General features: G+C 36.3%; 21 protein-coding genes, 1 tRNA gene and 1 riboswitch. Of the genes, 16 read left to right on the forward strand and 6 right to left on the reverse strand.

What is annotated here, in order from left to right; genetic code table 11:
* Nucleotides 1-21 precede the first annotated feature (21 nt).
* Nucleotides 22-2,301 (reverse strand): Xaa-Pro dipeptidyl-peptidase, encoded by a 2,280-nt coding sequence (locus tag ACXYSM_RS03115; protein WP_458634327.1) that lies wholly within the window; start codon nt 2,299-2,301, stop codon nt 22-24.
* A gap of 170 nt (nt 2,302-2,471) precedes the next feature.
* Between ACXYSM_RS03115 and mutY the strand changes: the two genes are divergently transcribed.
* The 4 genes from mutY (at nt 2,472) to ACXYSM_RS03135 (ending at nt 6,554) form a co-directional block, all read left to right on the forward strand.
* Complete coding sequence (gene mutY, locus ACXYSM_RS03120; protein WP_458634328.1) at nt 2,472-3,626, forward strand: A/G-specific adenine glycosylase; 1,155 nt, start codon at nt 2,472-2,474, stop codon at nt 3,624-3,626.
* Between the two features lie 70 nt (nt 3,627-3,696).
* A complete protein-coding gene (gene yycF, locus ACXYSM_RS03125; protein ID WP_004252689.1) occupies nt 3,697-4,401 on the forward strand; it encodes a response regulator YycF in 705 nt (234 codons plus the stop codon).
* Complete coding sequence (vicK, locus tag ACXYSM_RS03130) at nt 4,394-5,743, forward strand: cell wall metabolism sensor histidine kinase VicK (RefSeq protein ID WP_458634329.1); 1,350 nt, start codon at nt 4,394-4,396, stop codon at nt 5,741-5,743. Before yycF ends, vicK begins: the two co-directional genes overlap by 8 nt.
* Nucleotide 5,744: 1 nt before the next feature.
* Complete coding sequence (locus tag ACXYSM_RS03135; RefSeq protein ID WP_074324708.1) at nt 5,745-6,554, forward strand: MBL fold metallo-hydrolase; 810 nt, start codon at nt 5,745-5,747, stop codon at nt 6,552-6,554.
* A 35-nt stretch (nt 6,555-6,589) separates the two neighbouring features.
* Here ACXYSM_RS03135 and ACXYSM_RS03140 read toward each other — a convergent pair whose 3' ends face one another.
* Both ACXYSM_RS03140 and ACXYSM_RS03145 read right to left on the reverse strand, forming a co-directional pair.
* Nucleotides 6,590-6,937 carry a thioredoxin gene (locus tag ACXYSM_RS03140; RefSeq protein ID WP_458634330.1) on the reverse strand — a complete coding sequence of 116 codons (348 nt, stop codon included), beginning with the start codon at nt 6,935-6,937 and terminating at the stop codon, nt 6,590-6,592.
* 106 nt (nt 6,938-7,043) lie between these two features.
* On the reverse strand, nt 7,044-8,762 hold the full coding sequence (locus ACXYSM_RS03145; protein ID WP_414286713.1) for a phospho-sugar mutase: 1,719 nt from the start codon (nt 8,760-8,762) through the stop codon (nt 7,044-7,046).
* A 236-nt stretch (nt 8,763-8,998) separates the two neighbouring features.
* Here ACXYSM_RS03145 and ACXYSM_RS03150 point away from each other — a divergent pair, with 236 nt between their 5' ends.
* On the forward strand, nt 8,999-10,237 hold the full coding sequence (locus ACXYSM_RS03150) for a DUF4352 domain-containing protein (RefSeq protein ID WP_458634331.1): 1,239 nt from the start codon (nt 8,999-9,001) through the stop codon (nt 10,235-10,237).
* 79 nt (nt 10,238-10,316) lie between these two features.
* A complete protein-coding gene (locus ACXYSM_RS03155) occupies nt 10,317-12,218 on the forward strand; it encodes an ABC-F family ATP-binding cassette domain-containing protein (RefSeq protein WP_458634332.1) in 1,902 nt (633 codons plus the stop codon).
* A gap of 44 nt (nt 12,219-12,262) precedes the next feature.
* On the opposite strand, the gene ACXYSM_RS03160 is transcribed toward ACXYSM_RS03155, so the two are convergent.
* From ACXYSM_RS03160 to ACXYSM_RS03170, 3 genes are all read right to left on the reverse strand, one after another.
* Nucleotides 12,263-12,334, reverse strand: a tRNA-Arg gene (locus tag ACXYSM_RS03160).
* A 106-nt stretch (nt 12,335-12,440) separates the two neighbouring features.
* On the reverse strand, nt 12,441-12,821 hold the full coding sequence (gene mscL / locus ACXYSM_RS03165) for a large conductance mechanosensitive channel protein MscL (protein WP_070678179.1): 381 nt from the start codon (nt 12,819-12,821) through the stop codon (nt 12,441-12,443).
* A 79-nt stretch (nt 12,822-12,900) separates the two neighbouring features.
* Entirely contained in the window at nt 12,901-13,335 is a 435-nt protein-coding gene (locus tag ACXYSM_RS03170) for a GtrA family protein (protein ID WP_320693522.1), read from the reverse strand.
* 28 nt (nt 13,336-13,363) lie between these two features.
* Nucleotides 13,364-13,461, forward strand: a riboswitch (PreQ1 riboswitch).
* Here ACXYSM_RS03170 and ACXYSM_RS03175 point away from each other — a divergent pair.
* The 10 genes from ACXYSM_RS03175 (at nt 13,459) to ACXYSM_RS03220 (ending at nt 22,566) form a co-directional block, all read left to right on the forward strand.
* Entirely contained in the window at nt 13,459-13,968 is a 510-nt protein-coding gene (locus ACXYSM_RS03175; RefSeq protein ID WP_320693521.1) for a QueT transporter family protein, read from the forward strand. It overlaps the preceding riboswitch by 3 nt.
* A 116-nt stretch (nt 13,969-14,084) precedes the next feature.
* Nucleotides 14,085-14,501: a hypothetical protein gene (locus tag ACXYSM_RS03180; protein ID WP_458634333.1), complete on the forward strand. Its 417-nt coding sequence runs from the start codon at nt 14,085-14,087 to the stop codon at nt 14,499-14,501.
* 90 nt (nt 14,502-14,591) lie between these two features.
* Nucleotides 14,592-15,389: a formate/nitrite transporter family protein gene (locus tag ACXYSM_RS03185; protein ID WP_075231745.1), complete on the forward strand. Its 798-nt coding sequence runs from the start codon at nt 14,592-14,594 to the stop codon at nt 15,387-15,389.
* Between the two features lie 80 nt (nt 15,390-15,469).
* On the forward strand, nt 15,470-16,744 hold the full coding sequence (locus ACXYSM_RS03190; protein ID WP_458634334.1) for a DUF2130 domain-containing protein: 1,275 nt from the start codon (nt 15,470-15,472) through the stop codon (nt 16,742-16,744).
* A gap of 6 nt (nt 16,745-16,750) precedes the next feature.
* The gene (locus ACXYSM_RS03195; protein WP_458634335.1) at nt 16,751-18,427 is read left to right on the forward strand and encodes a hypothetical protein; all 1,677 of its coding nucleotides are present in this window, start codon (nt 16,751-16,753) and stop codon (nt 18,425-18,427) included.
* A gap of 9 nt (nt 18,428-18,436) precedes the next feature.
* Nucleotides 18,437-19,237, forward strand: a complete 801-nt coding sequence (locus tag ACXYSM_RS03200) for a hypothetical protein (RefSeq protein WP_458634336.1) — start codon at nt 18,437-18,439, stop codon at nt 19,235-19,237.
* Complete coding sequence (locus tag ACXYSM_RS03205) at nt 19,238-20,323, forward strand: AAA family ATPase (protein WP_458634337.1); 1,086 nt, start codon at nt 19,238-19,240, stop codon at nt 20,321-20,323.
* Between the two features lie 19 nt (nt 20,324-20,342).
* Entirely contained in the window at nt 20,343-21,221 is an 879-nt protein-coding gene (truB, locus tag ACXYSM_RS03210; RefSeq protein WP_458634338.1) for a tRNA pseudouridine(55) synthase TruB, read from the forward strand.
* Between the two features lie 193 nt (nt 21,222-21,414).
* Entirely contained in the window at nt 21,415-21,906 is a 492-nt protein-coding gene (locus ACXYSM_RS03215; RefSeq protein ID WP_004252719.1) for a DUF536 domain-containing protein, read from the forward strand.
* 69 nt (nt 21,907-21,975) lie between these two features.
* Complete coding sequence (locus ACXYSM_RS03220; RefSeq protein ID WP_458634339.1) at nt 21,976-22,566, forward strand: 3'-5' exonuclease; 591 nt, start codon at nt 21,976-21,978, stop codon at nt 22,564-22,566.
* The last annotated feature ends 2 nt before the right edge of the window (nt 22,567-22,568 follow it).

Below are 22,568 nucleotides of genomic sequence, written 5' to 3' on the forward strand. Positions count from 1 at the left end.
ACGGGTTTTCTGGTTTACTAACTATTTTTGATATGGGATTTCCAGACTAGATTTCTCAAGGTCTACAGTTAATTGATAGTCAGTATTATCACGTACAGTAATTTCAAAGTCTGTAGTATAAAGAACGAGACGGAGAGTATCGCCTTCTTTTAGTTTATAAATAGTTGGTTGGAGTTCAAACTGGAATTCCATCCATTCATCTGGTTTAACTTCTTCAATTTTCAATAAATCATGACGATTTTGGAGGTTGAGGTAGCCTTTGGTAATAACACGTTGGGCATTTGGGCTAAATGGTAGTTCGCAAAGGTTTTCCAGCATATGGTAACGACCATTATCAATAGTACGAGCAGCCAAGACTCCAGGATAAGGTTGAAGGTATTTCTTTTGACCAAGTTCGAGAAGTTGAGCAGAAAGAAGACCTTTATTGGTACTTGATTTGAGACGAAGGTTTAGTTTAACACGACCATTGATATGAAGATCTTCAGTCACTGGCAGGTCAATAGTTACCTGATTGACTTTTCCTTGATAGAGTTCATTATTAAAGGTTTGGTAAGTCTTTCCAAATCGTTCGAAGTCAGAATCTTGGTAATGATTTTGGATGACAGCTTCCTCAGTACCTAAAGAGAAAGTTTTATGGTCAGTTTGATTTCCAAAATCTTCAAGTGAGAGCCAAGTTTGAGGAGCAGTATTGTCTTGCCAAACGACACTTGGAAGTTGGTAGTTAGTGCTTTGACACAATAATTTCTGTGTCAAAAGGGCATTCATGGATTCACGGAAATCAATAGACTGCCAGTTGTTCATATAAACATGGGCGCCGTTATGGTAAAAGAGATGTTTTTTAATATTGCTTGGAAGAGCATTGAACATTTGATAGACATGAAGTGGTTTTACATTCCAGTCTTGTGAACCGTGGGTAAAGACAACTTCAGCCTTAACCTTTTTAGCATTAAGAAGGTAGTTTCTGTCATGCCAAAATTGGTTATAATCTCCAGTTTTACGGTCTAGATTTTTCTTAAGTTCTTCTATGGAAGCTTTATGAGCATCGTTCCCACGAATATAGTCACCAGCTAAGAGATTGCGAGAATAAGTTAATTCATCTAATGAATCGAAGTCCTCACCAGGATAGCCACCTGGGCTTGTCACAAGACCATTTTCACGGTAATAGTAGTACCATGATGAGATACCTGCTTCAGCAATGATGACTTCTAAGCCGTCAACTCCTGTGCTAGCAAGACCGTTAGACATTGTCCCTAGGTAAGAAAGACCAGTAGTTGCCACTTTACCATTTGACCAATCAGCTTTTACTTGACGTTTACGACTATGATCCGTAAAGGCACGACAACGACCGTTAAGCCAATCAATAACATTCTTATAAGCTTCAACTTGGCGGTAATCTCCGTTGGTCATCTGACCTTGAGAATCCCTGGTACCAAGACCTGATACGTAGATATTGGCAAATCCTCTTGGAAGGAAGTAATCGTTAAGTGTGTAACTGCTATTGATATGAGTGAGTTTTTCTTCAGCTTCAGAAACAAGTTCAGCATCCCCAACGGCTTCAACTAAGTCCAGGGTTGGATTTTCTAACGTAATTTCATGTGGTTCCTTGACTTCTAGTTCAGCTTCCATCTTATAGAGAGCCTTATCGCTTGCTTTGTCATTGGTTCCTTGATGGTATGGACTTGCTGTCATGACAGCTGGTATCTTTCCATTGTATGCTGGACGAATGATATTTACCTTGATGAGGTCAGGTAGACCATCTTTATCAGAATCAACACGAGTCTCTACATAAACTACTTCATGAATAACATTGTTAGTTGAGTAAGTCGCTAAACTCTTGCCATTGAAGTAGTGATAGTTATTGTCCTCAGGAATAAGACCATCACTAACTAACTGATCGATAAGGGTGTTCCCTTTTTTAGTGCGTGTATTTAAAAGCTGGTAGAGATTGTCGATTAAATCTCCGTAAACGATCGGAAACGCTGTTTCTTTGTGAAAAGCAAGACCATCTTCAAAGTCTACTAAGTAACTGAATCCAAGTAGTTGAAAGGCAACAGTGTAGAAAATTTCTACTGTCAATTCACGATCTGAATTAAAGAAAGTAAGCAAATCAGTTTCTTTATCAACTGCTAAAGTAGTGAGGGGATAATCCGTATTTTTATAATTGAAAAAACAAGTTCTAACAAAAGCTTCAAACTGTTCTTTATGTGAAGCTGAAAGATCAAGCTTGAATCCAAGCTCAGATAATTCTTGTAAAGCTTGTTGGTTTGTAACGGGATAATAACTAAATTGATTAAAACGCATGGATATCTCCTTTTAAAGAATCATTCAAGAGTCATTATATCAAAAAATCATAGAAAATAACAGAAAGAGTAGAGTATGTCTGATAGTCAGGTATGATAAGAGAGTAGATACTAAAACATGGACAATTTTCATTTTTTGAGTATCCTATAAGGATATGCTATACTAGATATATGTTAGATTTGGAGAAATATGGCGTGTCCATGTGGGAAGAGGAGAAAATTCTGTCTTTCCGTCAAAAACTTTTAGCCTGGTATGATGAAAATAAGCGGGTTTTACCTTGGAGAAGGAGCAAGAATCCCTATCATATCTGGGTGTCTGAAATCATGTTGCAACAGACAAGAGTCGATACCGTCATTCCCTATTATGAACGTTTTCTAGAATGGTTTCCGACTGTAGAGACTTTAGCAAATGCACCTGAGGAACGTTTATTAAAGGCATGGGAAGGTCTTGGATATTATTCGCGTGTTCGCAATATGCAAACTGCAGCTCAGCAGATTATGAATGAATTTAATGGAGAATTTCCTTCAACTTACGAAGGTATTTCAAGCTTGAAAGGGATAGGTCCCTATACAGCTGGAGCTATTTCAAGTATTGCATTTAATCTAGCACAGCCTGCAGTTGATGGGAATGTCATGCGTGTTTTGGCTCGTTTATTTGAAGTCAATCACGACATTGGCAATCCAAGTAATCGCAAGATATTTCAAGCCATGATGGAAATTTTGATTGATCCAGAACGTCCAGGTGATTTCAATCAAGCCTTGATGGATTTGGGTTCAGATATTGAGGCACCCGTTAATCCGAGGCCAGAAGATAGTCCAGTTAAAGATTTTAGTGCGGCCTATCAAAATGGAACAATGAATCGCTATCCCATTAAAGCGGCAAAGAAAAAGCCAGTTCCCGTCTATCTTAATGCTTTAGTTGTTCAAAATGCTAAAGGACAGTTTTTACTAGAAAAAAATGAAAGTGAAAAGTTACTTGCTGGATTTTGGCATTTTCCCTTGATTGAGGTAGATGAATTTTCTAAGAATGAAGAACTAAATCTCTTTAATCAGGTAGCTGAACCATCTATTAAACTTGGGCCATCACCGCAAGAAAGTTTTGAGCAGGATTACGATTTAGAAGTTGAGTGGCAGGATAGTCATTTCGAAGAAGTCAAACATATCTTTAGCCATCGAAAGTGGCATGTACGAATCCTATCCGGGCAAGTAGTTGATAGCAAAGAATATTGTGATAAAGAGGTTGTTTGGTTAACTCCTGAAGAGTTTGAACTCTATCCACTAGCAAAACCTCAACAAAAAATTTGGCAAGCATATTTAAAAAGATAGGATAATACCAGTCTTTCGTGTCTTCTTTGCATTTTTTTGGTATAATTGATATAAGGAAAAAGGTGACTATATGAAAAAAATATTGATTGTAGATGATGAAAAACCAATCTCAGATATTATTAAGTTTAATATGACCAAGGAAGGTTATGAGGTTGTTACAGCCTTTAATGGACGCGAAGCCATCGAATTATTTGAAGCTGAGAAACCAGATATTATTATCTTGGATTTGATGCTTCCAGAGATTGATGGTCTTGAAGTGGCTAAAACAATTCGCAAGACAAGTAGTGTTCCAATTATCATGCTTTCAGCAAAAGATAGTGAGTTTGACAAGGTTATTGGTCTTGAACTTGGTGCGGATGATTATGTGACCAAGCCATTTTCAAACCGTGAACTACAAGCGCGTGTTAAGGCTCTTCTTCGTCGTACGGAGTTAGTAGCAGTAGATAACCAAGAGGAAGATACTAAATTGCAAAGTCTTCAAATTAGGGATTTAGAGATTCTTCCAGATGCTTATGTAGCCAAAAAATATGGAGAAGAATTAGACTTAACTCACAGAGAGTTTGAGTTGTTGCATCATTTAGCTTCTCATCTTGGTCAAGTTATTACCCGTGAACATCTCCTTGAGACTGTTTGGGGTTATGATTATTTTGGTGATGTTCGTACTGTCGATGTTACCATTAGACGTCTACGTGAGAAGATTGAAGACACACCAAGTAGACCTGAATATATCTTAACTCGTCGTGGTGTGGGTTATTATATGAGAAATAATGATTGATATAATTAAACAAACAATTTTAACCAGAGATTTCGTCTTTGTACTCATATTAATTGGTTTTATTATGCTTGTTAGCTTTCTCTTGCTTGAAGGCCGTAGGGATAATATTCGACTCAAACAGTTAAATCAAAAGATTAAAGATTTAATTGCTGGTGATTATTCTCAGGTATTAGATATGCAGGGGAATACTGAAATCACTAACATTACGAATAACTTAAATGATTTGTCTGAAGTTATTCGTCTAACTCAAGAAAACCTTGAGCAGGAAAGTAAAAGATTGCATAGTATCCTATCATACATGACTGATGGGGTTCTTGCAACCAATCGTCGTGGTCAAATCACTATGATTAATGATATGGCTAAAAGACAACTTGGAGTCGAAAGTGATGACGCGCTCAATCAAAACATTTTAGAGTTGCTCAAGATTGAAGATGAGTACGAGCTTAGAGACTTAATTACGCAAAGTCCTGAAATGATGATTTATTCCCAAAATGTAAATGGGGAGTATATTAGTTTGCGTGTGCGTTTTGCCTTGATTCGTAGAGAATCCGGCTTTATCTCTGGTTTGGTAGCAGTTCTACATGATACGACTGAACAAGAGAAGGAAGAGCGCGAGAGAAGGCTTTTCGTTTCCAACGTTAGTCATGAATTGCGAACTCCATTGACCAGTGTCAAATCTTACCTAGAGGCCTTGGATGAGGGTGCATTATATGAACCTGTTGCTCCTGATTTTATCAAAGTATCTTTAGATGAGACCAACCGTATGATGCGAATGGTGACGGACCTCTTGCATCTATCACGTATTGATAATGAAACTAGCCATTTAGATGTTGAATTGATTAACTTTACAGCATTTATCACTTTTATTCTCAATCGTTTTGATAAGATGAGAAGCCAAGATGAGGACAAGAAGTATGAATTAGTCAGAGACTACCCTATTAATTCTGTTTGGATTGAGATTGATACAGATAAGATGACTCAGGTAATCGATAACATTCTAAATAATGCTATCAAATATTCTCCTGATGGTGGTAAAATTACGGTTAGTATGAAAACCACTGATGACCAGATGATTTTATCTATTTCGGACCAAGGACTTGGGATTCCTAAAGAAGATTTACCGAAGATATTTGACCGTTTTTATAGGGTTGATAAGGCTAGAAGCCGTGCACAAGGTGGTACTGGTTTAGGTCTTGCGATAGCAAAAGAAATCATTAAACAACACAATGGATTTATCTGGGCTAAGAGTGAATACGGTAAGGGTTCAACCTTTACCATTGTTCTTCCTTATGATAATGATGCTGTAAAAGAAGAAGTATGGGAGGATGAAGTAGAAGACTAGAATGAGTGAAACAGGCTTTAAATATAGTATTTTAGCATCGGGTTCTAGTGGAAATTCCTTCTATCTAGAAACCCCTAAGAAAAAGATTTTAGTGGATGCCGGTTTATCTGGTAAAAAAATTACAAGCTTATTGGGTGAAATCAATCGTAAACCAGAAGATTTGGATGCTATTTTGATTACGCATGAGCATGTTGACCATATACATGGTGTTGGAGTTTTAGCTCGTAAGTATGGCATGGATCTTTACGCCAATGAAAAGACCTGGCAAGCTATGGAAAATAGTAAGTATCTAGGTAAAGTTGACTCTTCACAAAAGCATATCTTTGAAATGGGGAAAACCAAAACATTTGGAGATATCGACATTGAGAGTTTTGGAGTTAGCCATGATGCAGTTGCTCCCCAATTCTACCGTTTTATGAAAGATGACAAGAGCTTTGTTATGCTGACGGATACAGGCTATGTTAGTGACCGTATGGCTGGCATTGTCGAGAATGCAGATGGCTACCTGATCGAGTCAAATCATGATGTTGAAATCCTGCGAGCTGGATCTTATGCTTGGCGACTCAAGCAACGCATCCTGTCTGACCTTGGTCACCTCTCAAATGAAGATGGAGCAGACGCCATGATTCGTACACTAGGTAATCGTACCAAGAAGATTTACCTAGGACATCTATCTAAAGAGAATAATATCAAGGAGCTAGCCCACATGACCATGGTCAATCAGTTAGCTCAAGCAGATCTTGGAGTAGGAGTGGATTTTCAAGTTTACGATACATCTCCAGACACTGCAACACCACTAACAGACATATAAAAAAAGAAGGCCTCACCTTCTTTTTTTTATGCTTTTTACAATCCAGCAAATTCTTTGATTTCTTGTGCTGACATAGAAGAGTCGCAACGGACATTGATTTGGCCATCTGCAATGTGAACAAATCCTGGTACGGTTGGGATTCCATAACGTGAACGGAAATCTTGCAATTCATTGAGTTGGCTTGGTTCTTCACTGTTGATGAAGTAGATGTGTGCTTTGGTTTCAGCAACCACACCAGCCAAAGTGCCAGCAAATTTACGGCAGTAAGGGCAAGTTTTGCGACCGATAAAGAATGTAGCAGTTTCTTTTTTATCAAGAGCTTCTTGCGCACGCGCAACAGTTGTCACTTCAAGATCTTTAATGTTTTCTAAAAATTGTTCCATGAGTTTTCCTCGCTTTCTTTTAAATCTAGTATGCCATAAAGTTTTTAAAAATGCTTAGATTTGATACGAAAAAAGATGAGATTGGTTGATCTCATCTTTTAATTGTTTATTTTACAAAGGCATTGATTTCAGCTTCGATATTAGCAATCTTAGATTGTGAATCTTCGTTGCTTTCTCCAACAACGGCAATGTAGAACTTGATTTTTGGTTCAGTACCGGAAGGACGAACTGCAATCCATGAACCATCAGCAAGTGTGTATTTCAAGACATCACTTGGAGGAGTAGTCAAGGCTGTTACAGTACCATCAGTGGCAGTGGATGTTTGTGCTTTAAAGTCTTCTACGACTGTGATTTCTGTTGCGTTCCATTCTTTTGGAGCATTGTTACGGAATTTCGCCATGATCGCTTTGATTTGTTCAGCACCATCAACACCTGAGAGAGTTACAGAGATTGTTTTTTCTGCGTAGTAGCCGTATTCTTTGTAAATTTCTTCGATACCGTCAGCAAGTGTCAAACCGCGTGAACGGTAGTAGGCAGCAAGTTCAGCAACGACAAGAACGGCTTGGATGGCATCTTTATCACGTACGAATGGCTTAATCAAGTAACCGAAGCTTTCTTCAAATCCCATCATGTATGTGTGATTGTGTTTTTCTTCGAATTCTTGAATTTTTTCAGCGATAAATTTGAAACCAGTCAAGACGTTGAACATAGTTGCGCCGTAGCTTTCAGCAATCTTCGTTACCAAGTCAGTTGATACAATCGATTTGCAGAGGGCTGCATTTTCAGGAAGAGTTCCAGCATTTTTGTGAGCTTCCAAGATATACTTAGCCATGATGGCACCGATTTGGTTCCCTGAAAGGTTAAGGTAGCTTCCGTCTTTTTGAAGGACTTCAACACCGACACGGTCAGCGTCAGGGTCGGTTGCAACAAGAACATCAGCGCCTACTTGACGACCAAGTTCTTCAGCAAGTGCAAAGGCTGCTTGGCTTTCTGGGTTTGGAGATTTAACAGTTGAGAAGTCTGGGTCTGGAGTTGCTTGAGCTTCAACGACTTGAACAGAATCAAATCCTGCTTGAGCAAGAGCACGACGAGCTAACATTTCACCAGTACCATGAAGTGGGGTGTAGACAATCTTCATATCTTTACCAAATTCTTCAATCAAGGCAGGGTTGATGTTAACGTCCTTCACCTCTTTGAGGTATTCAACATCGACAGCTTCGCCGATAACTTCAATCAAGCCAGAAGCTTTTTCAGCTTCTACATCAGCGACTTCTACAGCGAAAGGATTGTCGATAGCACGGATGTAGGTAGTCAAAGCGTCTGCATCGTGTGGAGGCATTTGTCCACCGTCTTCACCATATACCTTGTATCCGTTAAACGGAGCAGGGTTATGGCTGGCAGTAATCATGATACCTGCGAAACAATTGAGGTGACGAACAGCAAATGATAGTTCTGGAGTTGGACGGAGACTTTCAAAAACATACGATTTAATACCGTGTTTTGCAAGAACTGCAGCAGATTCAAAGGCAAACTCAGGAGAGAAGTGACGGCTATCATAAGCGATGGCAACACCACGTTCTTTTTCGTTTCCACCTTTAGATTCAATCAAACGAGCCAAACCCTCAGTTGCTTGGCGAACAACGTATATATTAATGCGGTTTGTACCAGCACCAATTAAACCACGCATACCAGCAGTACCGAATTCAAGATTTGTGTAAAAGGCATCTTCCTTTGTTTTTTCATCCATGCTTTCCAAATCACGACGAAGATAGTCTGGAAGATCTGCGAAATCAACCCATTTTTGGTAGTTTTCTTGGTAAGTCATAAGTTATCTCCTTTAATATATAATCTAATCGCCTTCATTATACCACGATTTAAAGTTTTAGTAAAACGTTAGCGTGGCTCAGTTCTTTGAATTTAAGTTCCATTTTAATCATAGAATGAGTAGAAATTTATTATATTTAAAAATTTACAATATTTTTAAAGCGATTTCCTTTTTTTAGTTTGAAAATTATTGACTATATGGTACAATATAGTAAATAATAAAAGGAGTTTTCTATTATGAAAAAAGTTCTTAAGCACTCAGCTTTAGTTTTAACTGCTTTAGCATTGGTAGCTTGTGGAAATAGTAAAAAAGCAAGCGATAATGGTACTGCATCTAATTCAAACTTTGAAGTTTCTGTTAAAGACGGTATGTATGTTCTTCCTAAAGATGAAGATTCAAATTCTCACTACCTTGCACTTCAAGTTGAGATTAAAAACAATCGTGATAAACAGTTTAGTTTTACTAGCCATGATATCACGCTTTATAACGAAAAAGACGAAAAAGTTGAACCAATTCAAATTCATGAGTCAGACAGTAAAACTAAATTTATGTCATACGGAGATAGCATCTCTAAAGGCAAGAGTGTTGCTGGTTATGTAGTTTATGAAGTTGATAAAGATGCAAAATATGAACTTCACTTTGCCCCAAGCTTTTACGATGATGTAAAAGAAAATCAAAAAGGTAAAAATGACGTAGCTATCAAGGTTGATCCAAGTCAATACGAAGACAATATTGATGAAGCCAAAGAAGCTATGAAAAAATATGTTGATGCTGTTTACCTAGATGGTGAAAACACTGGTGGTGCATCAAACGTAAGCTTTACTAATGATAAAACTCAAATCGTCGCACTTGAAGATAAAAAATCAGACAACAAGAAATCAGACGATAAGAAATCTGAAGAAAAGAAAGATGATAATAAGTCTGAAGACAAAAAATCAGATGACAAAAAATCTTCAAACGATTCTGATGTGATCACAAATGACGTGAAGGCAGATAGAGAAGAATTTATTAAGAAATTCATCGAGTCATTCGGTAAAGGATTCTACAACTACAAGCCTTCTGATTCTGAACTTCGTACATTTGCAGAAGCATATATCAAAGCGAATGCAAAACGAGCAAAAGTTGATTACAAAGTAAAAACTTATTTGCCGGACTATGCAGTTATCTATGTAAGACCAGAAACAATCGACTTGGATAACTTGAATGTTTATGAATTGAGCCGTAAATTCTATGACGAAAACAAAGGTAAATACAGCAGCTACTCAGAAGCTATGAAAGCTGGTGAGAAGTACATTTTAGAAAATGCACCAAGTCAATTTGATTCAACTCCTCTTGATACTAGCGATAATATGCAAAAAGAAGGATACGAAATCAAGATGACCAAGAAAGACGGTAAATGGACAATCGACACATCTTCTAAGAACTATAACTTAAAAGATATGGCACGTACATTCCGTGGTGGTATTGGTTATTAATATCTAAAAGTTCGAGTTTAAAACTCGAACTTTTTTTATTTGAATTGTTAAAAACAGAAAAAGATAGTAAAATAGTTACATGATTATTTTACAAGCCAATAAAATCGAACGTTCTTTTGCAGGCAATGTTCTATTTGAAAATATTAATCTACAAGTAGATGAAAGAGATCGTATTGCTCTCGTTGGGAAAAATGGAGCAGGTAAGTCTACTCTACTCAAGATATTGGTTGGTGAAGAGGAGCCAACCACTGGTGAAATCAACAAGAAAAAAGATGTTTCTCTCTCGTATTTAGCACAGGATAGTCGATTTGAATCAGAAAATACTATCTATGACGAGATGTTACATGTTTTTGACGACTTACGTAGTACAGAAAAACAACTTCGCCAGATGGAGTTAGAGATGGGGGAAAAGACAGGTGCAGATCTCGATAAGCTTATGTCAGACTACGATCGTCTATCTGAAGAATTCCGTCAGGCTGGAGGTTTTACCTACGAAGCTGATATTCGCTCTATTTTAAATGGTTTCAAGTTTGACGAGTCTATGTGGCAGATGAAAATTGCCGAGCTTTCTGGAGGTCAAAATACACGTTTAGCTCTGGCAAAAATGTTACTTGAAAAACCAAACCTTTTAGTTTTAGATGAACCAACTAACCACCTGGATATTGAAACCATTGCCTGGTTAGAAAACTACCTGGTAAACTATAGCGGTGCACTCATTATCGTCAGTCACGACCGTTATTTCCTAGATAAGGTAGCAACCATAACGCTCGACTTAACCAAACATTCTTTAGATAGATACGTAGGTAACTACTCAAGCTTTGTGGAACAGAAGGAGCAGAAACTTGCAACGGAGGCAAAAAACTACGAAAAGCAGCAGAAGGAAATTGCTACTTTAGAAGACTTCGTCAATCGAAATCTCGTTCGAGCATCGACAACCAAGCGTGCCCAATCTAGACGTAAACAGCTGGAAAAGATGGAGCGTCTGGATAAGCCTGAAGTTGGTACTAAATCAGCCAATATGACCTTTCACTCTGAGAAAACATCTGGTAATGTTGTTTTGACGGTCGAGAATGCTGCAATTGGTTATGACGGTGAAATCTTATCAGAACCCATCAACCTCGACCTTCGTAAGATGAATGCTATAGCAGTTGTAGGTCCGAATGGGATTGGGAAGACAACCTTTATCAAGTCTATTGTTGATCAGATTCCTTTTATAAAGGGTGAGAAGCGTTTCGGTGCAAATGTTGAAGTTGGCTACTATGACCAAACTCAAAGTAAGTTGACACCAAGCAATACAGTTTTAGATGAACTATGGAATGATTTTAGATTGACGCCAGAAGTGGAAGTCCGAAATCGTTTAGGCGCCTTCCTTTTTTCAGGTGATGATGTTAAGAAATCAGTTGGCATGCTTTCAGGTGGAGAGAAAGCTCGCTTGTTATTGGCTAAACTATCAATGGAGAATAATAACTTCCTGATTCTTGACGAGCCAACCAACCATTTGGATATTGATAGTAAGGAAGTTCTGGAAAATGCCTTGATTGACTTCGATGGAACTCTTCTATTTGTCAGCCATGACCGTTATTTTATCAACCGTGTAGCTACACATGTTCTGGAATTGTCCGAAAATGGTTCGACCGTCTATTTGGGTGATTATGACTATTATGTTGAAAAAAAAGCAGAGTTGGCAGCAAGTCAAGAGGAAGAAGCGGCAGCTTATAGCCAAGAAAAAGAGGCTTCTCCAGTTAATGACTATCAAGCCCAAAAAGAGAGTCAAAAAGAACTTCGTAAGTTGATGAGACAAATCGAAAACCTAGAGGAAGAAATCGAAGAATTAGAAAATAAAGCCCAAGCTATTTCTGAACGAATGCATACCACTAATGATGCAGATGAACTCATGCAATTACAAGCAGAACTTGATAATATTAGCCAGCGCCAGGAAGAAGCTATGCTTGAGTGGGAAGAATTGTCGGAAAAAGTTTAAAAACAAAAAAGCAACGTCAACTGTTGCTTTTTCGTTTATATCTATCCACCCTGAGGGAATCGAACCCCCATCTCAAGAACCGGAATCTTACGTGATATCCATTACACTAAGGGTGGAAACTATCATCATTATATCAAAAATAGGAGTTTTACTCAAGACTAAAACCAATATAAAAAGAGGAAGAAAAAAGGGTTTAGACAATATCTAAATCCTTTTACATTTTTATTTTTTTTCAAGAAGTGCTTTGATTTCTTGAAGAACTTCCAATTCAGTTGGAGCTGCTGGAGCTTCTTCAGCAACTTCTTCTTTCTTACGAAGGTTTTGAGCTTTTTCAATAGCTTTAATCATGAAGAAGAGAACAGTACCAATTACAACGAAGTTGATAACAGCGCTCAAGAATTTACCATATGTAACACCATTCCAAGCAAGCTCAGCGATGTTTTGTACATTCGCAGCTTCCAAAGCTGGGTTCAATAGAAGTGGAGTGATGATATCATTAACAAATGAATTGATGATAGCACCAAAAGCAGTGGCGATGATCACACCGACAGCAAGGTCAACGACGTTGCCACGGAGCAAGAAATCTTTAAGATCCTTTAACATAATAATTTCCTTTCAAAATTTTATCAAATTTTTACACACACATTATATCGTAAATTTATGTTGAGTGCAAGAAAAGTGCTCATTTATTTTTAAAAACAAAAAGCTTGCTAAATAGGTAATTTAAAACAACAATTGTAACTTGAGCAAACCCTATTTCAATTGTATTAATTATATTAATATCATTACCTACAAATTGACCAATTATATGAGGAAACTTGGTGACAAAAATAAAGGTTAGTGCCATATCAAGTAAGAAGGTAAAAAATCTAGCTCCAGAGAATTTAATGAGACGTCCAAACCAATTTTCTCGCTTTTGTTTAAAAACAATAGTGTCATTGGTAAAGAAAGCAAATAGAATACCTGTTATATTACCTAGAGCAGTAGCTGTTAATTCTTGCTGAGTCAAGTAAAAAATAATCATTCGAGTCCCTACAGAAACAACAGTAGTAGCAACGCCGAAAAATAAATAAGATAAAATTTCGTTATCGAAGAATTTTTTAATGTATCTTTTCATAAGATTAGTATAGCATAAAGCCTTTAAATGTGCTATACTAACAAAGTTGACTTGCTCAACCCTTGGTGCTTAGCTTCTTTCACCAAGCATATTAAACGCGGTGGAGCCGCTAAAGGAGAAAACATGAAAAAACTTACTGTCCGCGATTTGGCTGACATTGCCATTGTCGCAGCAATTTATGTGGTGTTGACAATCACACCACCACTCAATGCCATTAGCTACGGAGCTTATCAATTCCGTATTTCTGAAATGATGAATTTCCTGGCTTTTTACAATCCTAAGTACATTATCGGTGTTACTCTTGGATGTATGATAGCTAATTTCTTCAGTTTTGGACTCATTGATGTCGCTGTAGGTGGAGGATCAACTCTTGTCTTCCTAAGCTTAGGAGTTTGGTTGTTCAGTAAATATAGTAAAGACTATCTTTTTAATGGATTGATTCGAAAAGATCATTTCTTCTTTTCAATTCTATTTTCAATTTCAATGATTACCATTGCTGCTGAATTGCATATCGTAGCAGAAGCACCATTCTTCTTTACCTGGTTCACTACCGGTATCGGAGAATTCGCTTCACTAATTGTCGGTGCGATTATCATTGGTAAAATTGGTCAACGTATTGATTTGACTAGATAAAGATATCTTATCAACCATTCGTAAAAAGGGCTGAACTTTGTTCAGTCTTTTTCTTTGTCCATGAACCTAGAAGCTAAACAAAAGTGATATAATAAGGTAGAAAGGGCGGTTTAATTATGATAGATTATTTTTTGATTGGGATAACATCGATGATGAAAAGTTCGGTTTTGACTTTTGCTATTTCCTTTGTATCCTTCCTTCTTTTATTGATTCTTTGGCGTCGTTATGTCATTGTGCGTCAAAGTGGTGGAAACTTTTTTGCCCCGTTTCATATTGCTAAGGGAAGATTTTATATCCATAATGCTTATGTTTTTAGAAAGCGAATTATACCACTCAATAATATTAAAAAGATTGAGGTCCATTTTATTCCAAGTGTTAAATTGAATGGAGCTAGATATTTTTTGTGTATTGAAGAAAAGAGCGGAAAAGCTCTAGCCTTTTTCTTTGGCCAATCAAAAGAGAATGATAAGCTTGTCAGGAATCTAAAAAATGAAACGAAAAAATACAATATCAAGATCCGTATTTTAGAATAATAGGTTTTAATTTTTTAAAATTTCAGAAAGCCTTTCCATAAAGTTGATTTTATGTTATAATATTCACAAATAAAAGTTTTAGGAGTTTATATGGTCTCATCAGAATTTATTTCAAAAATCGAATTTGCTTGTAAGAAAAAGGAAAGTCTTTACAGTCAAAGTAAATTCAAATATGCAATTCGTTCAATGTTTGCAGGTGCTTTCCTTACCTTCAGTACAGCAGCAGGAGCTGTTGGTGCAGATTTGATTAATAAGATTGCACCAGGTAGTGGACGCTTCCTTTTCCCATTTGTTTTCGCTTGGGGATTAGCCTATATCGTGTTTCTGAATGCTGAGTTAGTAACATCAAACATGATGTTTTTGACAGCTGGTAGTTTTTTGAAAAAAATTAGCTGGAGAAAAACAGCTGAAATTCTTCTATATTGTACTTTCTTTAACTTAATCGGAGCTCTTATTGCTGGCTGGGGATTCGCCCATTCTGCAGCTTATGCAAACCTAACCCATGATAGCTTTATTTCTGGAGTTGTGGAGATGAAGTTGGGCCGTTCAAATGAACTAGTTTTGCTTGAAGCAATTTTGGCTAATGTCTTTGTAAACATCGCCATTCTTTCATTTGTTTTAGTTAAAGATGGTGGTGCCAAACTTTGGTTGGTTCTATCAGCCATTTATATGTTTGTATTCTTAACAAATGAGCACATCGCTGCAAACTTTGCTTCATTTGCTATTGTTAAGTTCAGTGTTGCTGCTGATTCAATCGCAAACTTCGGTATTGGAAATATTCTTCGTCACTGGGGTGTAACCTTCATCGGTAACTTTATCGGTGGTGGTCTACTGATGGGATTACCTTACGCCTTCTTAAACAAGAACGAAGATACATATGTAGATTAAAAGTTGGATTGATTCCAACTTTTTCTTTTTGTTTATCCATGCTATAATTAATGTAGTAATGTTAAATACAGAGGAAAATCATGAACGAAATTAAATGTCCAAATTGTGGGGAAGTTTTTACAGTAAATGAAAGCCAGTATGCAGAACTCTTGTCGCAGGTACGAACAGTAGAGTTTGATAAGGAATTGCACGACAGAATGAAGCAAGAGTTGACATTGGTGGAGCAAAAAGTCTTAAATGAACAACAGTCAAAACTTGCTCGAAAAGACCAAGAAATAGCCCAGCTTCAAAGTCAAATTAACAACTTTGACACCGAAAAAGAATTAGCTAAGAAAGAAGTAGAGCAAAGTGCGAGTCAAAGTCTACTAGAAAAAGAAAAAGAAGTTCAAGCACTGGAGAATCAATTAGCTACCTTGCGCTTGGAGCATGAGAACCAACTACAAAAGACTTTATCTGACCTAGAGAAAGAACGGGATCAGGTTAAAAATCAGCTCCTTTTACAAGAAAAAGAAAACGAGCTTTCTCTTACTTCGGTTAAACAAAATTATGAAGCCCAGCTGAAGGCGGCCAATGAGCAGGTTGAATTCTACAAGAATTTCAAGGCCCAACAATCAACCAAAGCAATCGGAGAGAGTCTTGAGCAGTATGCGGAAAGTGAGTTCAACAAGGTTCGTAGTTTTGCCTTCCCCAATGCTTACTTTGAAAAAGACAACAAGGTCTCTGCTCGTGGTTCTAAAGGGGATTTCATATTTAGGGATTTTGATGAAAATGGGCTAGAATTCATTTCCATCATGTTCGAGATGAAAAATGAAGCTGACGGCACAGAGAAAAAGCATAAGAATGCGGATTTCTACAAGGAGTTGGACAAGGATAGACGAGAAAAGAACTGTGAGTATGCTGTTTTGGTATCTATGCTTGAAGCTGATAACGACTATTTCAACACAGGGATTGTTGATGTTAGCCACGAGTATGAGAAGATGTATGTGGTTCGTCCTCAGTTCTTTATCCAGTTGATTGGTCTCTTACGTAATGCGGCTCTTAACTCTCTTAAATACAAGCAGGAATTAGCACTAATTCGTGAGCAAAATATTGATATCACTCACTTTGAGGAAGATTTGGACGCTTTCAAGGTTGCCTTTGCCAAGAACTACAATTCTGCTTCTGTTAACTTCGGCAAAGCAATTGATGAAATCGACAAGGCTATCAAACGGATGGAAGAAGTCAAGAAATTCCTAACAACATCAGAAAACCAACTCCGCCTCGCAAACAATAAGTTGGACGATGTTTCCGTTAAAAAATTGACTCGTAAAAATCCAACTATGAAAGCAAAGTTTGATGCTCTGAACGGGGAATAGAAAGCAGTGGAAAATGAATTATTAGTATTGAATACTGAAGAAGTAGATGAATCACAAAGTTTAAATTATGATGAATTGGAAGAACTACTTGAGCAACAATTTGAGATGGAATTTTCTAATCTTGAATCGTTACAAACAGAGTTTAAAGAAATAGGATCACCTGATAAGTTAAGTGAAGTTATTTTAGATGAAATTTGGAATCAATTTGGGAATCAGATTGGTTTAGATATGACAAGTGACACGCTTCTTAAGCAGTATAATGATAATAAAGACAGACCAAAAGAATATACCAAAAAGATTGGTGAAGATATTCTGAAAGATAAAAGATATACTGCTGCAAATAAAGCTATGAAAGAAAAACAAAAATTAGGAAACTTGAAGGATGAATACACCGGAAAAACATTAAAAGTAAATGAAAAAGCTAACTTAGATCACGTTGTAGCACGTAAACAAATTTTTGAAAATCCTTGGAGGAAGATTGCCGATATAAATACTGAAGATTTAGCAAACAAATCAGAAAATTTTGCTGCAACAAACGAATCACTCAATAAAAGTAAAGGAGCAAAATCCAATAGTGAATATATAAAGAATAGAGAAGCGAGGGAAAAAAATCTCAAGGATCAAGTCAAAAGAGCTAATGAGAAGATTGATAAGAAGAATATCTCAGATGCAGAAAAGAAAAATCTTAAAGCTGAAAATGAAAAAAGATTAAATGATAAATTAGCAGCTGATTCGAAGAAAATGCTCAAAGCTGAGAAAACAGCGAAGAAAGCTATCAATAAGGATATTGCAAAGAAAGCTTCTGTCAGAATGGCCAATAAAGCTGGTAAAGACGCGGTTAAAGCTATGTTTGTTGCTGCTCTATTTGGAATGTTAAAAGAAATAATGAATGCTTTAGTCCGTTTTTTCAAATCTAAAAAACGTTCGTTTGATACATTCTTAGATGAAATGAAAAATGCACTTTATTCCTTCTTTGGTAAAATTAGAGATTTTATCAAAGTAGGTATTGACAGTTTTGTTGGGAGTATAGTGGGAGAGATTATTGGAGCTTTTGCTCAAAAACTGAAAAAGTTACCAAACTTGATTAAACAATTATTTGGTTCTATCAGAGAAAGTATTTCTTATTTATCAAACCCAGAAAATCAGACACATTCCACGGCAATTAAGATAGCTCACATTTCAAAAATTATTACTTCTGGTTTAGTTGCTGTAGGAGCAATGTTTTTAGGAGAATATTTTGAAAAGTATTTATTAACAATACCAAACTTTGGAAATCCAATACCATTATTAGGGACCATAGCAAATATTTTAGGGATGTTCCTAGCAAGTTTACTAACTGGAATCTTGGGGGCGATAATCATTAACGGGCTAGATGGCTTTATATCAAGGAAACTACAAGATGAGAACAAAAAACAACAAGCTGATAAGAAGAACGAATTGCTAAGAATTCAGGATGTTCAAATTTTTGTTGCTGAGCAGAATGTTGCTGTTAAGAGAAATGATATCTTCAGTAGGATGGCTAAGAATCATCAAAAACTAAGAGAACTCCTTGGTAATGTTCAAGATGAGTTTTCTAATTCAAAGATTGATTTCAAACAACGATTATTAGCTAATGAAATGTACTTTGATGAAAAGCAAAGTGAACTTGAAGAAATGCAAAGTGCATTAAACGATTTATTATAGGAGAATGTTATGTCAGAAGAATTAGAGATTCAGGTTTTGGTAAAGTCTGAAAAATTTAATGAGAAAAAAGAAGCGTTAAAAGCTTTTAGTGAAGAGATTCCAGAACAATCAGATTTACCAACAGTACCTACAAATGATCCTATGTTAGGATTTTTTGGTATGGAATATGATGTCAAAGGACAACACTTAAATGAGCTTAGTCAAGCTGTGCAGGATAGAATGATTAAGCAAAACGATCACATAAAGAAAATTATTCAAGAATTTAATACCATTTATGAAACTTTTCAGTTATTAGATGATGACTATATTAAAAGAATTTCAAAGTCTTTGATTGCTGCCAAAGAGGCAAATAATAAAGCTATGCAGGGATTGCACGAGATAGAAGAATATCAAACTGGTAATAAAAAATTATTAGATGATGTTTTTAAACAGAATAAAGATCTAATTGATATATTGAAGAAACATCATAAAAAACTAGAAGAGTTAGAACAACTTGAAGAGAAGCAAAGTGAAATTCAAATTGAAATTGATAGTTTAAAAGCGAAGCTAAAAACATTAGTGAAAATAGAAAATAGTTTTAACGATTTGCATATACAAGTTGAAGAAACACAAAATGAACTGAAAAACGACGTAGATAAGATGGATGTTCGATTAATAGACGAAAGTAAAAATCTTACTTTAATAGTCGAGAAATTTCAAACTGAACTAGAGGAAAAACAAAAAGAGATTAGTTTCCTTAGAAAAGGATTCTATGCCTTAGGAATCTTATTCGCTCTAATAGTAGTATTTCTGTTATTTAAAGGAATGTAGATGATTAGTGAAACTTATTTAAAATTGTTAAAATCAGAAGTGAAAAAGCTTGATGACTTAACAAATAAATCTTATGAATTTGAGACTGTTATTCAAGAAATTGTTGATAATAAAAAGCATTCAGAATTAGAATTTATAAAGCGTTTAGGAAATTTGTCAAATAATGATAAATTTCCTAAAATTAAAGAAAGACAGTCAACGGTTTTAGAGTTAATGTATAAATATCTTGGTTCTAGATTAATAGATAGTGAGTACGCTATTTTAAAAGAAATCAATACCAAATCATTTGATGAGCTGTCTGATGAATTAAACTCCCTGATAGGATTAGAAAATGTAAAGAAAGAAATAGAAGATCTAGTAATCTTTAACAAAGTTCAGAAAAACCGAGAAAAGATTGGGTTAAAAAAAACTAATAGAACGATGCATATGGCTTTCCTAGGGAATCCGGGTACAGGTAAAACAACAGTTGCTAGAATTGTTGGTAATATGTATCGTTCTCTAGGAATACTAAGCAAAGGTCATTTTATTGAAGCAACTAGAACTGACTTAATAGCTGAATACCAAGGGCAAACTGCTTTAAAAGTTAAAAGACTGATCCAAAAAGCTAAGGGGGGCGTTTTATTCATTGATGAAGCATACAGTATCACAGAAAATGAAAAAAGTGATAGTTATGGTAGAGAGTGTTTAACAGAACTTACAAAAGCTTTGGAAGACTATCGTGATGATTTAGTTGTAATTGTAGCAGGATATGATGACCTAATGAAGAAATTTTTTGAATCTAATCCTGGTTTAAAATCACGTTTTAATTACTTTATTAATTTTGAAGATTATTCAGTAAATCAAATGTTCGAGATTTTTCTATCATACTGTAAGAACGAAGACTATATTTTAGAAAAATCGGCTGCAGATAAGTTAAAAACATTTCTTGAAAAACAAAGTGATATTTCCGAAAATAAGAATGCGAATGGTCGATTTGTAAGAAATGTATTTGATAAAATAGTTATGAATCAAGCAAAACGTTTAAGTAAACTTTCTTTGGTTACAAAAGAGAATTATTTAACAATTCTTGAAGAGGACATATTTTAAATAAAATAGAAAGCAAAACATGAACGGTATTATCAACTTAAAAAAAGAAGCGGGGATGACCTCGCATGATGCGGTTTTTAAACTGCGTAAGATTTTAGGAACCAAGAAAATTGGTCACGGTGGTACCTTGGATCCGGATGTGGTGGGCGTTTTACCCATTGCTGTAGGGAAAGCGACTCGCATGGTAGAGTTCATGCAGGATGAGGGGAAGGTCTACGAGGGGGAAATCACTCTGGGATATTCTACAACGACCGAGGATGCTAGTGGGGAAGTTGTCGCAGAGACTCCTGTTTTGTCTCCACTGGATGAAAAACTTGTCGATGAAGCCATTGCTAGTCTGACAGGGCCTATCACCCAGATTCCACCAATGTACTCAGCTGTCAAGGTCAATGGTCGCAAGCTCTATGAGTATGCGCGTGCTGGTCAGGAAGTCGAGCGTCCAGAACGTCAGGTGACCATTTATAGTTTTAAAAGAACCAGTCCCATTTGCTACGAGGATAAACTTGCGCGTTTTACCTTCCGAGTAAAATGTAGCAAGGGAACCTATATCCGTACCTTATCGGTTGACTTGGGAGAGAAGCTTGGTTATGCAGCTCACATGTCTCATCTTACACGGACTAGTGCAGCTGGTTTACAGTTAGAAGATTCCTTGACCTTAGAAGAAATTGCCCATAAAGTAGAGGCTGGTGAATTAGACTTTCTTCATCCTCTAGAGATTGGTACAGGAGATTTAGTAAAAGTAAACTTGACTCCTGAGCAGGCAGAGGAAGTTCGTTATGGTCGTTTTATTGAGTTAGAGTGTAGCGAGAAAGAAGTTGCCGTTTTCGAAGGTGAGAAGCTACTTGCTATTATGGAGAAACGTGATCATCTCTACAAACCAAGAAAGGTTTTCTCTTAAAATTATACTGAATAAACGATTTTTATCTACTAGTCTAAAGATGAGATGCTCTCATTTTTTTAAAATATTAGCCGATAAATAGTTTTTACATTTTATGTTTTAAAAACCATTGAAAATACAGTGTTATTTGACAGTTTTGCTTACTTATGATAAGATTTAATTTAAGAAAAGCTAGAGAAAAATAGAGGATATTATGAGTATTGAAATGACTGTCAGTGAGATTGCTGAGGTCTTGGGACTATCCCGACAAGCAATCAATAATCGTGTCAAAGAATTACCAGAAGAAGATATTACAAAAAACGACAAGGGTGTTACTGTTGTTACTCGCAGTGGATTGATCAAACTTGAAGAAATCTACAAAAAGACTATCTTTGAAGATGAACCGGTTAGTGATGAAGTTAAGCAACGAGAACTCATGGAAATTCTTGTTGATGAAAAGAACGCTGAGATTATCCGTCTTTATGAGCAATTAAAAGCTAAAGATAAGCAACTGGCTGAAAAAGATGAACAGATGCGTGTCAAAGATCGCCAAATCGCTGAAAAAGATAAGCAATTGGACCAACAACAACAGTTAACCCTTCAAGCTATGAAGGATCAAGAAACACTTCAGTTGGAGTTGGATCAAGCTAAGCAAGAAGTTCAGGCATCGAAGAAAGGCTTCTTTGCTCGCTTATTTGGCAAATAAGAAAAAACTGCTTGGTTTCTAGGACTAGACCAGGTGGTTTCTTTTTACAAATCAATAAGGATTGATAAGATGGAAACATTAAGAGAATATATCTCATTTGATTTAGAATTCAATAAACACCAGGATAAGACTCATTTGATTCAAGTATCAGCAGTGCATTTTAAAGAAGGTGAAGAAGTAGGAGCATTTGACTCTTATGTCTACACTGATGTTCCTTTGAAGAGTTTTATTAATGGTTTGACGGGGATTACTTCAGAGACATTGAAAGGCGCACCAAAGGTAGAAGAAGTCCTCCAAAAATTTCAAGATTTTGTTGGTGATTTACCCCTTGTTGGTTATAATGCAGCAAAAAGTGATTTACCAATTCTACTAGAGCATGGATTTGACTATAGTCAGCAATATCTAGTTGATGTCTATAACGAAGCACTGGAGCGACGTAGTTCCGATCTTCATGGAATTGCTAATCTAAAATTACAAACTGTGGCTAATTTTCTAGGTTTTAAAGGGCAATCTCATAATAGTTTAGAGGATGCTCGTATGACTGCTCGAGTGTATGAAGCTTTTCTGGAGTCAGATGAGAGTAGACTATTACTCAATTCTCAGACTAGTCTCAATTCGAATCCATTTGGTGCTTTAGATTTATCAAAACTTTTTGATTAGGA

The sequence above is a fragment of the Streptococcus sp. V940 genome (assembly GCF_054353495.1).